The organism is Ruegeria sp. HKCCSA071, from assembly GCF_017872555.1.
In the GTDB taxonomy this organism is placed as follows: Bacteria; Pseudomonadota; Alphaproteobacteria; order Rhodobacterales; family Rhodobacteraceae; genus Ruegeria.
The window spans coordinates 25,520-38,988 of record NZ_JAEDOX010000004.1 but is presented as its reverse complement, the minus strand read 5'-3'; the positions used below and the strand labels follow the sequence as shown (position 1 = coordinate 38,988).

Annotated in this window: 14 protein-coding genes; 9 read left to right on the top strand and 5 right to left on the bottom strand. The window is 59.5% G+C overall.

Translation table 11 applies throughout. The features are described from left to right. The first annotated feature begins 32 nt into the window (after positions 1-32). The 3 genes from rsmI to gshB all read left to right on the top strand — a co-directional run bounded on the left by rsmI (position 33) and on the right by gshB (position 2,257). Positions 33-890: a 16S rRNA (cytidine(1402)-2'-O)-methyltransferase gene (gene rsmI, locus I9188_RS11080; protein ID WP_209506444.1), complete on the top strand. Its 858-nt coding sequence runs from the start codon at positions 33-35 to the stop codon at positions 888-890. Between the two features lies 1 nt (position 891). Next, the gene (locus I9188_RS11075) at positions 892-1,263 is read left to right on the top strand and encodes a YraN family protein (RefSeq protein WP_209506443.1); all 372 of its coding nucleotides are present in this window, start codon (positions 892-894) and stop codon (positions 1,261-1,263) included. Between the two features lie 61 nt (positions 1,264-1,324). Beyond that, on the top strand, positions 1,325-2,257 hold the full coding sequence (gshB, locus tag I9188_RS11070; protein ID WP_209506442.1) for a glutathione synthase: 933 nt from the start codon (positions 1,325-1,327) through the stop codon (positions 2,255-2,257). Here the strand turns inward: gshB and I9188_RS11065 are convergent. The 4 genes from I9188_RS11065 to cobU are packed head-to-tail and all read right to left on the bottom strand — an operon-like array spanning position 2,254 to position 5,854. Continuing rightward, positions 2,254-3,768 (bottom strand): YifB family Mg chelatase-like AAA ATPase, encoded by a 1,515-nt coding sequence (locus I9188_RS11065; protein ID WP_209506441.1) that lies wholly within the window; start codon positions 3,766-3,768, stop codon positions 2,254-2,256. The two genes, gshB and I9188_RS11065, sit on opposite strands and share 4 nt — an antisense overlap. Before the next feature lie 46 nt (positions 3,769-3,814). Then, entirely contained in the window at positions 3,815-4,699 is an 885-nt protein-coding gene (locus I9188_RS11060; RefSeq protein WP_209506440.1) for a glutathione S-transferase, read from the bottom strand. A 58-nt stretch (positions 4,700-4,757) separates the two neighbouring features. Then, positions 4,758-5,336, bottom strand: coding sequence for a histidine phosphatase family protein (locus tag I9188_RS11055; protein WP_209506438.1), 579 nt, complete (start codon positions 5,334-5,336; stop codon positions 4,758-4,760). Next, positions 5,333-5,854: a bifunctional adenosylcobinamide kinase/adenosylcobinamide-phosphate guanylyltransferase gene (gene cobU / locus I9188_RS11050; RefSeq protein WP_209506436.1), complete on the bottom strand. Its 522-nt coding sequence runs from the start codon at positions 5,852-5,854 to the stop codon at positions 5,333-5,335. The genes I9188_RS11055 and cobU overlap by 4 nt, the downstream gene beginning before the upstream one ends. Before the next feature lie 101 nt (positions 5,855-5,955). On the opposite strand from cobU, the gene I9188_RS11045 reads away from it, so the two are divergent. The 6 genes from I9188_RS11045 (at position 5,956) to I9188_RS11020 (ending at position 12,526) form a co-directional block, all read left to right on the top strand. Continuing rightward, positions 5,956-6,834 (top strand): RNA polymerase factor sigma-32, encoded by an 879-nt coding sequence (locus I9188_RS11045; protein ID WP_209506434.1) that lies wholly within the window; start codon positions 5,956-5,958, stop codon positions 6,832-6,834. After that, positions 6,831-7,655, top strand: a complete 825-nt coding sequence (locus I9188_RS11040) for a ChaN family lipoprotein (RefSeq protein WP_209506432.1) — start codon at positions 6,831-6,833, stop codon at positions 7,653-7,655. Before I9188_RS11045 ends, I9188_RS11040 begins: the two co-directional genes overlap by 4 nt. Positions 7,656-7,718: 63 nt before the next feature. Next, the gene (gene coaBC / locus I9188_RS11035) at positions 7,719-8,915 is read left to right on the top strand and encodes a bifunctional phosphopantothenoylcysteine decarboxylase/phosphopantothenate--cysteine ligase CoaBC (RefSeq protein WP_209506430.1); all 1,197 of its coding nucleotides are present in this window, start codon (positions 7,719-7,721) and stop codon (positions 8,913-8,915) included. 15 nt (positions 8,916-8,930) lie between these two features. Next, positions 8,931-9,386 carry a dUTP diphosphatase gene (gene dut / locus I9188_RS11030; protein ID WP_209506428.1) on the top strand — a complete coding sequence of 152 codons (456 nt, stop codon included), beginning with the start codon at positions 8,931-8,933 and terminating at the stop codon, positions 9,384-9,386. Then, positions 9,386-10,435, top strand: coding sequence for a molybdopterin-synthase adenylyltransferase MoeB (moeB, locus tag I9188_RS11025; protein WP_209506426.1), 1,050 nt, complete (start codon positions 9,386-9,388; stop codon positions 10,433-10,435). The genes dut and moeB overlap by 1 nt, the downstream gene beginning before the upstream one ends. A 75-nt stretch (positions 10,436-10,510) precedes the next feature. Further along, positions 10,511-12,526 carry a M3 family metallopeptidase gene (locus I9188_RS11020; protein WP_209506423.1) on the top strand — a complete coding sequence of 672 codons (2,016 nt, stop codon included), beginning with the start codon at positions 10,511-10,513 and terminating at the stop codon, positions 12,524-12,526. A gap of 2 nt (positions 12,527-12,528) precedes the next feature. On the opposite strand, the gene I9188_RS11015 is transcribed toward I9188_RS11020, so the two are convergent. Continuing rightward, positions 12,529-13,461 (bottom strand): glyoxylate/hydroxypyruvate reductase A, encoded by a 933-nt coding sequence (locus I9188_RS11015; protein ID WP_209506421.1) that lies wholly within the window; start codon positions 13,459-13,461, stop codon positions 12,529-12,531. Positions 13,462-13,469 lie beyond the last annotated feature (8 nt).

The window sequence follows — 13,469 nt, the reverse complement described above, 5'->3', positions numbered from 1 at the left end:
GATAATAAACGTCACGCTGTGAGGGTCCAGCTTTGAATTTCCAAAAGATCAAGTTGGCTGCGGGCCTGTATTTTGTTGCCACTCCGATTGGAACTGCACGCGACATTACGCTCAGAGCCCTGGATGTTTTGGCCTCAGCCGATGTGATTGCGGCAGAAGACACCCGCAGTTTACGTCGCTTGATGGAAATACATGGCATCCCGCTGGAAGGTCGGCGAATCCAAGCCTATCACGACCACAGCGGCGCAGGCGCGCGCGGCAAGATCATGGAGGCGCTGGCGCAAGGGCAATCGGTGGCCTACGCGTCCGAAGCGGGAATGCCGCTGATTGCAGATCCGGGCTTTGATCTGGGCAAGCAGGCCGCGGAAGCCGGGTATACCGTGACCTGCGCCCCCGGCGCATCAGCTGTTGTAACGGCCCTGACGTTGGCGGGGCTTCCCACCGACGCCTTCTTTTTTGCAGGCTTCCTTCCCAACGCATCCAAAGCACGCCGTACCCGTATCGAGGCGTTGAAGGACATCCCCGGCACATTGGTGTTCTACGAATCTCCAAAACGCGTTGCCGCCTGTCTGTCGGACCTGGCTGAGTGCCTGGGGCCTGAACGGCAGGCTGCGCTTTGTCGAGAGCTGACGAAAAAGTTTGAAGAGGTCCGCCGCGGCAGCCTGTCCGAATTGGCAGAGGAGTATCGGGACAAGACCGTCAAAGGCGAGATCGTCCTGCTGGTGGACCGCAGTCATTCGCAAAGTGTTAACGAATCCGACTTAGAAGAAGCTTTGAAACGAGCTTTGGAAAATCACTCGGTTCGGGATGCAGCGGATCTTGTCTCGGAAATGTACGACCTGCCGCGCCGACCGATTTACCAGAAAGCTCTGAAATTGGGCAAGGGATGACATGGGGCGGCGTGAACGACAGGGTTCGATCTCTTACCACGCCGGACAGGCCGCAGAGTCACAGGTCGCTGCAGATTACGAACGTCGGGGCTTTGCCATAGCGCATCGTCGCTGGCGGGGCACTGGCGGAGAGATCGACCTGGTTGCGCGCGACGGCGACGGGCTTGTGTTTATCGAAGTTAAGAAAAGCACCAGCTTTGAAAAAGCCGCTGCCCGGATCAGCCGCAGGCAGATCGAACGAATTTATGCCTCCGCAGCGCAGTTCTTGGAAAACGAGCCGGACGGGCAGCTGACAAACGTGCGCTTTGACGCGGCACTTGTGGATGGCTCTGGCGCGGTTCATATCATCGAAAACGCCTTTGGTTTTGGCTAAGCCCCATTGAACCCACAGGCGTGCTGGTCCATGTATCTGGCGGGAAACTGAGGGACATGCCATGAAAATCGCCTTTCAAATGGACCCGGTCGGGGCCGTGGATATCAACGCCGACAGTTCATTCCGTCTGGCGGAAGAGGCACAGGCGCGCGGGCATTCTTTGTTTTTCTACGGTCCGGATCACTTGGCCTATCAGCAGGGTCGCATCACCGCACGAGGTCACGACATGACCGTGCAAAGGGTTGCCGGAGATCCTGCGGTTCTGGGCCCCGAACGCGAGGTGGATCTTGCCGATTTCGATGTCGTCTGGCTGCGCCAAGACCCGCCTTTTGATATGCACTACATCACGTCCACGCATTTGCTGGATCGTCTCAAGGGTCAGACGCTGGTCGTCAACGATCCGTTCTGGGTGCGCAACTACCCGGAAAAGCTGTTGGTGCTGGATTTCCCCGACCTGACCCCGCCAACAACGATTGCGCGCGATTTACAGACGATCAAGGCGTTCAAGGAAAAGCACGGCGATATCATCCTCAAACCACTTTACGGGAACGGCGGCGCGGGTGTGTTCCGGCTTGATGCCAATGACCGCAACCTGACTTCCTTGCATGAGCTGTTCACCGGATTCTCGCGCGAACCTCTGATCGTGCAGAAATTCCTGCCGGATGTCAGCAATGGCGACAAACGGGTGATCCTGGTGGATGGCGAAGCGGTTGGCGCGATTAACCGGGTACCAGCCGAAGGCGAAACGCGGTCGAACATGCATGTTGGCGGACGTCCGGAAAAGATCGGCTTGTCCGAACGCGATCTTGAGATCTGCGCGGCGATTGGGCCTCTGCTGAGGGAAAAGGGTCAGGTCTTTGTAGGAATTGACGTTATTGGCGACTATCTGACCGAGATTAACGTGACTTCACCGACCGGCATTCAGGAACTGGAACGGTTTGACGGCGTAAATATTGCCGAAAAGATATGGCAGGCCATCGAGGCCAGGCTTTAAGCCATCACCCGGGCAGAGATGCGAAAACTCAGCGCTTCAGCCACGTGTGGGCGGCGGATATCGGTCGCGCCGTCCAGATCGGCGATGGTGCGCGCCACCCTCAGGATTCTATGAAAGGCCCGGGCTGACAGGCCGAAACGATCTGCGGCTTTCAACAGCAGCTCTTTTCCTTCGGCATCGGGCGTGGCGATCTCTTCCAGTATTTTGCCTTCTGCATCAGCGTTTTGTCGTAACTCCGGCGTGTCACAAAACCGGTCTGCCTGAATGGCTCGCGCCCTTTCGACACGTGCTGCAACCGTCGCCGAACTGTCGCCCGAAGGAGGCAGATCAAGATCAGTGAAACCCACAGGCGGAACTTCGATCCGCAGGTCGAATCTGTCCATTAACGGACCCGAGATTCGGTTCAGGTAATCTTCACCACATCCCGGTGCTCGCGAACAGGCACGGGACGGATCGGTCAGGTAACCGCATTTGCAAGGGTTGGCGGCGGCGACCAGCATGAAACGACAGGGGTATTTCACATGGGCGTTCGCGCGCGCTACCATGACTTCGCCGGTTTCAATGGGTTGCCGCAGAGTTTCCAGAACCGTTCGTGGAAACTCAGGGAATTCATCCATGAACAGCACACCATTATGAGCCAACGAGATTTCGCCCGGTTTGGCCCCTTTCCCACCACCAACTATGGCTGCCATCGAGGCTGTGTGGTGCGGTTCGCGAAATGGGCGTGTGCGGTTTATTCCACCTTCATCCAGTAACCCGCATAGCGATTGGATCATCGACGTTTCCAGGGCTTCCACGGCTGTAAGCGGCGGTAGAATACCGGGAAGCCGTGCCGCCAGCATGGATTTGCCCGATCCCGGTGTGCCGATCATGATCAGATGGTGACGTCCGGCCGCGGCGATTTCCAAGGCACGTTTGGCGCGCTCCTGCCCTTTCACATCGCGCAGGTCGCGGTTGGACGGTATCAGGGTCACTTCGCCGGGTTGCGCCGCTGGCAAAGGGGATTGGCCCGAGAAGTGGCGCACGACCTCTCCAAGCGATCCGGCGCCGATCACCTGGGTGGCATCTACCCAAGCGGCCTCGGCGCTGGAGGCGCGCGGACAAAGCAATGCGCGGTCTTCTGTAGCGGCCGTCATGGCGGCAGGCAAGGCACCAACAACGGGCACCAGAGAACCGTCGAGCGACAATTCCCCCAATGCAACGGTACTTTCTGCGGCATCGGCAGGGATGATATCGAGCGCGGACAAAAGCGCCACCGCGATGGGCAGGTCGAAATGACTGCCTTCTTTGGGAAGATCGGCGGGTGACAGGTTGATGGTGATCCGCTTGGACGGCAGCGCAATGGCCATCGCGCTCAGCGCGCTGCGGACTCGGTCACGCGCCTCGGACACGGCTTTGTCGGGCAGGCCCACGATGGAAAAGGCGGGCAGTCCGGGTGAGACTGCGCATTGCACCTCGACCGGGCGGGCATCGACTCCTTGAAAAGCAACGGTGTGGGCGCGGGCGACCATGGCAGTCCTGTTTTGGTTAACAGGACGTTGCTGCCACGGTTCTGGTTTAAGAGTCGTTAACGGCTGCGCGCATGGCCGCGAATTTGGGCCATGCTTCGGGGTCGGCCACAGTTTTGTTCCGGCAGAATGGGTTGCAGAACCCCCAGCATTGTCCGTCTAGCTCCAGGAACTCAGTCACAGGCTTGCCGGAATACGGGCAGACGGCGTTGACTGACGGACCACCTGAAACCGGCTTCGCAGCAGATACACCCACGACCGGCCAGGGGCTGGACGGTAAATCCTGCGCGTATGGGAAGGTGTCGTACACAACGGTCAATCCCATGGCGCGCCACTGTCTGACTATGGGATCAGAGAGCAATTCCATGCAATAAGCCCGGTTCGCCTCTGACACCGGCAGCCCATATCCTATAATCCGCGCAGCAACGGGTGTGTAGAAGACGTCTGCCAGTGAATAGGCACCAAATAACGGGCCTTGGTCTGCCCCTGACACGCTCCGCGCATGTGCCCAGAGTGTTTCAATCCTCTCCAGGTCTGACAAAGTCGCCTCAGACGGCGTAAAGCCTTCCCACACGTTGCGCAGCTGCATGGCGCATTCTCCACGCAGGGCGCTGAAACCGGCTACCATTTCGGCGCATAGCCAGCGGGCTGTTGCCCGGGCTGCGGCATCCGAAGGCCACAACCCGGCATCGGGGTGGCGTTCGGCCAGGGTTTCGGCCATCGCCAGGCTTTCCCCCACAACCGTTCCATCCGGCATGCGCAGGGCAGGGACAAGGCGGGCAGGGGCCAGCGGTTCCATGTCTTGCGCCATGGTGCCGGAATAGAGGCCGATCATGTGGCTGCGATAGGGCAGGTTGAATTTCTCAAGCATCAACCAGCCGCGCATTGACCAGCTGGAGAAGAGGCGATCGCCGATATAAAGGTCATAAGTCATGCGCGGACGATGCCGCAGCTTTGACGACCGGTAAAACAGTGATTTGTGTTGGGCCTGTTCACGGAAGGTGATTGATCGATCCGACAGTCCACACCCCGCCGTTGACGGCAATATCCGTCACCGAAAGGTTGTCGATCCGATGCGCAAATGTCTGCTGCCCGTCCAGACCAAGGGCGCGTTGTACTTGCGTCAGGATTACGCCGAAATGGGCGACGATCACCAGATTGCGGCCTGTATGCGCGGAAACAAGCGCGTTGATCGCGGAATCTACCCGGTCGCGGACCTCATTCCAGCTTTCACCTTGCGGTGGGCGGACATCACCGGGGTTGTCCCAATAGGCAAAAGCCAGCTCGGGGTCTTCGGCTTCAATCTCGGCAAATTCGCGAAGCTCCCACTGACCGAAATGGATTTCCCGCAGGTCCGGGTGATGTGGCAGACGGCGACGCTGGCCTTGAATGGCAGAAGCAGTGTCAATTGCACGCGACAGGTCGGACGAAATCACAAGTGCATCGGGTGGCAAATGGTCGTGCAGGCGCTTCAGGGCTGCTGTATCGCTTAGATCAGCAGGCAGATCGGACCAGCCAACCATCGTCTTTGCATGCGTGGGCCCGTGGCGAACAAGATGCAGTCGCGTCACGGCAGCTGCCCTTTCAGGACCAACGGCAACCCCGCGGTCACCTGGACCACCAGTTTAGCCTGCGCCGCAAGTGCAATGTTCAGCCGGCCCTGCGCTTCGCGAAAGCGGCGGGCAAGCGTGTTATCGGGAACAATACCGTGTCCGACTTCGTTCGACACGATCACAATCTGCGCCGGGCATGCGCGCAGCTCCTTTAGCAGGCCAGTTTGAACCTCGCCCATATCGGTTTCGGCCAGCAAGTGATTGCTGAGCCACATGGTGGCGCAATCGACCAGACAGACCTGATCCGAGGACAGGCTGGACAGCACCGGCCCCAGGTCAAGAGGCTCTTCAATCGTGGTCCACCCGCCGCCCCGCTGTTCCAGATGGCGATCAACCTTCTGCCGCATCTCGTCATCAAACACTTGTGATGTCGCCAGGTAAACTCTGTTTTTCCCTGCGGAAACAACGAGGTCCTCGGCAAATGCCGACTTGCCCGAAGCAGCTCCGCCCAGAACTAAGGTTAAATCTGACGTCACAGTACTTACCTAAAGATGATCCAATTGGTGCTGTTTTGCGTATCGGTCATAGGTCGGCATGGCAAGCCCGGCCAACGCCTGCAAATCAGGGGGAGAGGTTTATGGCACTGGACAACGCGACAGATTTTTCGATGTCCCGGCAAGCGATGAAGGCCGAGTTGCTGGATGCGGAAACGGAACTGAGGCTGGCCTATGCCTGGCGTGACCAGCGTGATGAACAGGCGCTGCACCGCTTGATCACAGCGTATATGCGGCTGGCAATTTCGATGGCGGCCAAGTTCAAACGCTATGGTGCGCCGATGAATGACCTTATTCAGGAGGCTGGTCTGGGTTTGATGAAGGCCGCAGACAAGTTCGACCCTGATCGCGGGGTGCGGTTTTCGACTTATGCGGTGTGGTGGATCAAGGCGAGCATTCAGGACTATGTGATGCGGAACTGGTCCATGGTGCGAACGGGATCCACCTCGGCGCAGAAATCGCTGTTTTTCAACATGCGTCGGGTTCAGGCCCGGCTGGAACGAGAGGCCGCGACCGAAGGGCTTGAACTGGACCGCCACCAGCTGCATCAGATGATCGCCACGGAAATCGGGGTTCCTTTGCGCGACGTTGAACTGATGGAAGGTCGGCTGTCAGGGTCGGATTTTTCACTGAACGCGGTGCAATCCGCCGACGAAGACGGGCGCGAATGGATCGATGCGCTGGAAGATGAACGCGAACAGGCCGCCGAAGCAGTTGAGCACACCCACGATACCGAACAATTGCGCCAGTGGTTGCTGATCGCGATGAACGCGCTGAATGACCGCGAGCGGTTCATTGTGCGCGAACGCAAACTGCGCGAGCCTGCGCGGACACTGGAAAGTCTCGGCGTCGAGCTGGGTCTGTCCAAGGAACGCGTGCGACAGCTTGAGGCCGCGGCATTCGCAAAAATGCGCAAGAACCTTGAAGCCCAGTCGAGCGAGGTGCAACACTTCATCGCATGAAACAGCTTGCGATTCTTGCGTGTGTTCTGGGCCTTATGGTCACAGCGGCGCGACCCGGACTGGCGGAAGATCTTATTTCCGATGATGCGGCTCTCGCGATGCGGGACGCCGATGTGGTGATTCTGGGAGAGGTTCACGACAATCCCCGCCACCACCTTGTTCAAGCTGAAGCGATTATGAAGATCTCACCCTCGGCCGTTGTCTGGGAGATGGTCACCGAAGAAGGCGCGCAACGGCTGGCGCAAAAAGCGGTGTCCAACCCGGAAGAGTTGAGCCGTATTCTGCAATGGGCAGAAAGCGGCTGGCCACCACTTAGGCTGTATTATCCGGTGTTCAAGGCCTCCGGTGTGCCGGTTTACGGGGCCATGGTGCCGCGTGCTGCCGCGCGGGCTGCGATGGAACGCGGGGCCGCCACGGCGCTGGGTGCAGACGCGGCGCGCTATGGTTTGACTGTACCGCTGACGCCCGAGGAGCAGGAGGCGCGTGAGGCAGATCAAATGGCCGCGCATTGCGATGCTCTCCCACCCGAAATGTTACCCCAGATGGTCGCGATCCAGCGTTTGCGCGATGCGGTTCTTGCGCGCGCGGTGATGCGCGCGATGGAAGAAACCGGCGGCCCGGTTGCCGTGATCACTGGGAACGGGCATGCGCGCAAAGACCGAGGTATCCCGACATTTCTTGAACGCCTTCAACCCGGATGGAAGGTGGTCTCGGTCGGACAGTCCGAGGACGACATCATCGACGGTGACTTTGATATCGTAATCGACAGCCCCACAGTCGAGCGTGAAGATCCCTGTGCGGCGTTTCAGGTTCAGAATTAATCGCTGGAACAACCTGCTGGGCTTGCCTAATGTCGGGGCCGACCGGGACAGGAAGGGCTGAACATGCTGTCATCCAAACGCATTCTGCTGATCATCGGCGGCGGCATCGCGGCCTACAAATCGCTGGACCTGATCCGCAGGCTGCGTGAACGTGGCGCGGCCGTAACGCCTGTGCTGACGCGTGCGGCAGAGGAATTTGTAACACCTCTGTCCGTGTCTGCCCTTGCCTCAGAAAAGGTCTATGGTGACCTGTTCGATCTGACCGCCGAGGCCGAGATGGGTCATATCCAGCTGTCACGCTCTGCCGATCTGATCGTCGTGGCCCCCGCAACAGCGGACCTGATGGGCAAGATGGCGGGGGGGTTGGCAAATGATCTGGCATCGACCCTTCTGATGGCAACGGACACGCCCGTTCTGTGTGCACCCGCGATGAATGTACGCATGTGGGAACACCCGGCGACGCGACGCAACCTGAAGCAGCTTCAAGCGGATGGCGTGTGCTTTGTTGGCCCAAACGAAGGTGATATGGCCTGCGGTGAATATGGCCCCGGGCGCATGTCGGAACCGCTGGAAATCGTCGCGGCGGTTGAGGCGCAATTTGCGGCAGGACCCTTGGTGGGTAAGCGCGTGCTGGTAACTTCGGGTCCGACGCATGAGCCGATTGATCCGGTCCGGTATATCGCGAACCGCTCTTCCGGGGCGCAGGGCTCGGCCGTGGCACAGGCACTTGCGGAATTAGGGGCTGAGGTGATCTTTGTCACGGGCCCCGCGGACGTACCGCCACCGTCGGGTGTGCAGGTCGTGCCGGTCGAGACCGCGCAACAGATGTCGGACGCGGTTGATGCGGCGCTGCCCGTCGATGCGGGCGTGTTTGCGGCGGCGGTGGCAGATTGGCGCGTGGCCAGTGCGTCAGACAAGAAGCTGAAGAAAAGCCGAGACGGTCTTCCGGTTCTGGAGTTTGCCGAGAACCCCGACATTCTCAAACGTGTCTCACGAATGGAAAATGGGCGCCCACCTTTGGTTGTCGGCTTTGCGGCCGAGACCGATGACGTGATTGAACATGCTACCGCCAAGCGGCTGCGCAAAGGCTGTGACTGGATTGTTGCCAACGATGTCAGCCCTGCCACCGGGATCATGGGCGGGTCCGAGAATGCGGTTATCCTGATTTCGGACAGCGGAGCCGAGGAATGGCCGCGTATGGGCAAGGCCGAGGTTGCGCGGCGGTTGGCAAGCAGGATCGCGGACGCGTTGGCGGGCTGAAGGAAAGGCAAAACCATGGTTGCAATTCGAGTGATCCGCGAAGACGGGGCAGACCCCGCCGTGGCGCTTCCGTCTTACGAAACCGCGGGTGCTGCTGGCGCGGACGTGCGGGCCAACTTGCCCCAGGGGGCTTCGATCATGCTGGAGCCCGGACAGCGAGCGCTTGTGCCGACCGGTCTGCGCATTGAAATCCCGCAGGGATACGAGGTTCAGGTTCGTCCCCGCTCGGGCCTTGCACTGAAACACGGAATCACGCTGCCCAATACGCCGGGCACTATCGACAGTGACTATCGCGGACCTCTGGGGGTAATCGTGATGAATGCCGGTCAGGAACCGTTCGAGATTGCCCATGGCGATCGTATCGCGCAGTTGGTAGTTGCCCCTGTCGTGCAGGCTGCATTCGAACTGGCTGAGGCATTGGGTAAAACAGATCGCGGGGCTGGCGGTTTCGGCTCGACCGGGCGCGGCTGATGCTGCTGGTTCTTGTTCTGGCAGCGGGGCTATGGGGCGTTGGCTATGTCGCCGGCACGTCAAAAACCGCGCGCGCGGTGTCGGTGAGTGTGTTGTTGGTCGGGGTGATCCTGTCTCATCTGATCTTGCCGGATGGGCATCCTCTGCGCGAAGCAACCGGTGGGTCTGCGGCGCTGTGGCTGATCCTTGCAGGTTTCGCGGCCATCGTTTTGTTATATAGCCGTGTGCTGAAGGCCCTGCGTAACCGCGCAGTACAAGCATCCAAGCCGGAAACCACCATGCCCTCTGACCGTTTCACCGAAACCGAACTGAACCGGTATGCCCGTCACATTGTGCTGCGCGAATTGGGCGGGCCGGGTCAGAAAAAGTTGAAACAGGCCCGTGTTCTGGTGATCGGCGCAGGAGGTTTAGGCGCCCCGGCGCTGCAATACCTGGCGGCCGCAGGTGTGGGTACAATCGGGGTCATTGACGACGACATAGTCGAGAATGCGAACCTGCAGCGGCAGGTGATCCACCGCGATGCAGATATCGATATGCCCAAGGTCTTTTCCGCCCAGCAAGCGATGGAGGCGCAGAACCCGAATGTGGAGGTTCTGCCCTTTCATCGCAGATTAAGCGATGAAATCGCAGCAAATCTTTTTGCCGACTTCGATCTGATCCTTGACGGTACGGATAATTTTGAGACCCGGTATCTGGCAAACCGAACCGCCGCCGCGTTGGGCAAGCCACTGATTTCGGGGGCCTTGTCGCAGTGGGAAGGGCAGCTCAGCGTGTTTGACCCAGCCAATGGCAGCCCGTGCTATCAGTGTATCTTTCCCGAAGCCCCGGCCCCCGGTCTGGCCCCGTCCTGTTCCGAGGCTGGTGTGATTGGCCCGTTGCCGGGTGTCGTCGGATCGATGATGGCGGTTGAGGCGATAAAGGTGATCACGGGCGCTGGCATGGCGCTGCGGGGCGAGATGCTGATCTACGACGCCCTGTACGGTGAAAGTCGCAAGATCACTCTGACCCGCCGTGCCGATTGCCCCATTTGTGGTGCCGCAAGCAATTAACCTTTCTTAACGTGGGCTGGGGGTTCTGGAACACCCGGCCATGGCGAACTAGCTATAGGGTCAAAGGAGATCCGCATGACCAACCCGATCCTGTCCAACTGGACCACCCCATTCGAAATAGCCCCTTTCGCCGATATTTCGGATGATGATTTTGCCCCAGCTCTGGATCAGGCGATGACCGCGCATAACGCCGAGATTGACGCGATAGCGGCAAATCCGGATACCCCCACATTCGCCAACACGGTCGAAGCCCTTGAGGCTGCGGGCGCGCAGCTGGACAAGGTTCTGTCGGTCTTCTTCACCGTTGCAGGCGCAGACAGCAACCCCAAGCGGGAAGAGTTGCAGCGCGTGTTTTCACCCAAGCTGTCGGCGCATTTCTCGGGAATTTCCTCGAACAAGGCGCTGTTTGAACGCGTTGCCGACCTTTGGGCGCGGCGCGAAGACCTGAAACTGACCGAGGAGCAGGCACGCGTTCTGATGCTGACCCATCGGGGCTTTGTTCGTGCAGGTGCGGCGTTGGACGGGGACGAAGACGCTCGAATGCAGGAAATCAAGTCGCGCCTCGCGTCGTTGGGGACATCCTTTACCCAGAACCTGCTGGCGGATGAGCGGGATTGGTTCATGGACCTGACCGAACAAGATCTGCAGGGCCTGCCGGATTTCGTTGTGAATGCAGCGCGCGCTGCTGGTGCGGAAAAGGGCGCCGTGGGGCCGGTTGTTACCCTCTCCCGGTCGCTGATCGTGCCGTTTCTTCAGTTTTCACCCCGTAGGGATCTGCGCGAAAAAGCCTATCGCGCCTGGGCTGCCCGCGGGGCGAATGGTGGCGAGACCGACAATCGCGACATCGCAGCTGAGATTCTGGACTTGCGTGAGGAACGCGCCAAGCTGTTGGGCTATGACAACTTCGCCGATTACAAGCTGGAAACTGAAATGGCTCGTACTCCGGACCGGGTACGTGAGTTGTTGATGCAGGTGTGGGAACCTGCCAAGGCCCGCGCCGATGCGGACGCGGAAATCCTGACCCGGATGATGCAGAAAGACGGTGTCAACGGCCCGCTGGAAGCATGGGACTGGCGCTATTACGCTGAAAAGCGGCGCAAGGCGGAACATGATCTGGATGAGGCGGAACTGAAACCCTACCTGCAACTGGACCGGATGATCGAGGCATCGTTTGCTTGTGCAAACCGCCTGTTCGGGCTGGAATTCAAGCCTTTGAACGTGCCGCTTTATCACCCGGATTGCCGCGCGTGGGAAGTTACGCGCAACGGTCGGCATGTCGCCGTGTTCATCGGTGACTACTTTGCACGGGGGTCAAAGCGATCAGGTGCCTGGTGCAGCGCGATGCGGGCACAGGCCAGATTCCCGAAAGAACAGGCACCGATTGTCATCAATGTCTGCAACTTCGCCAAGGGTGATCCGGCGCTGCTGTCTTATGACGATGCACGCACCCTGTTCCACGAGTTTGGCCACGCCTTGCACCAGATGCTGTCCAACGTGACCTATGAAAGCATCTCGGGGACTTCGGTTGCGCGCGATTTTGTCGAACTGCCGAGCCAGCTTTATGAACACTGGTTGGAAGTGCCCGAAGTTCTGGCCGAGTTTGCCACCCATGCCGAAACGGGCGAACCGATGCCGCAGGTGATGCTTGAAAAAGTGCTGAATGCCGCCAATTTCGACCAGGGATTCCAGACGGTTGAATATGTCGCCTCGGCCCTTGTTGATCTGGCCTTCCACGATGGCGACGCCCCGGCAGACCCGATGGCAAAACAGGCCGAGGTTCTGGCCGGGTTGGGGATGCCGCAAGCCATTGGAATGCGCCACGCCACGCCCCACTTTGCGCATGTTTTCGCAGGCGATGGCTATAGCTCGGGCTACTACAGCTATATGTGGTCCGAGGTGATGGATGCTGACGCCTTTGCGGCCTTCGAAGAAGCAGGTGGTGCCTTTGATCCTGAACGGGCCAAAGCGCTGGAAGACAATATCTTGTCCACCGGCGGTTCGCGCGAGGCAGAGGATTTGTATCTGGCGTTCCGGGGGCGATTGCCGGGCGTGGATGCCCTGTTGAAAGGCCGCGGTCTGATTGCGGCGTGACGTCAGTAGCCCAGCGTGCGGTCGACAAGGTGCACAAAGGGCTCGCCGGATTCCCCGCGCCGGATGTTTTCGCAAATGACCTGTGCGGCAGTGATCGGGCGGGTCTCGGACGCGATATGCGGGGTCACGGTGACATTCGGATGCGCCCAATAGGGGTGATCGGTGGGCAAGGGCTCGACACGGAACACATCCAGCGTTGCGTGGCCCACCTGGCCCGAGTTCAGGGCATCCAATAGCGCATCATCATCAATCAGCGGCCCGCGTCCCGGGTTGATGATACGCGCACCTTTGGGAAGCAGGGCCAGCGTTTCCGCATTCAGCGCGTTTTCAGTGGCAGGTGTATCGGGCAGCAACAAGACTACGATTTCGGCGTGAGAAAGCGCCTGGCGCAGCCCTTCGGCACCATGCAGGCAGGTTACGCCGGGGATGTTCTTGGCTGTACGGCTCCAGCCAGAGACCCGAAACTCAAGCGCGGTCAGCGCGCGGGCCACCGCTTCGCCCAATGCTCCAAGCCCCAGAATACAAACGTTGCGCTCTTGCGCCAGCGGCGGGATATCTGGGGTCCAGACACCGTCCTGTACCGTGATGTGCCGGTCCATCCCCAGATGGTAGCGCAGAACGTGGCCAACCACCCACTCGATCATGCCTTGCGTCAGGCCGTGATCCACCATCCGCGCCAATGGAACGGTCAGTGTTTCGTTACCCACGATTTTTTCGACCCCGGCCCAAAGGCTCAGCACCGCTTTCAGGCGCGTGAAAGGTCTGAAATCCTGTACCCCTCCGTTTGGGGCGTAAACAACGTAATCGACCTGATCCGGTTCGAACTCGGTTCCTAGCTGGACGTCCAGACCCGCCTCATCAAGATATTGTGTCAGCAGCGGCTGATACACCGGCCAAAGGGCAGGGCGCGCGGAAAACAGGACGTTCACAGACATCAGAGCCC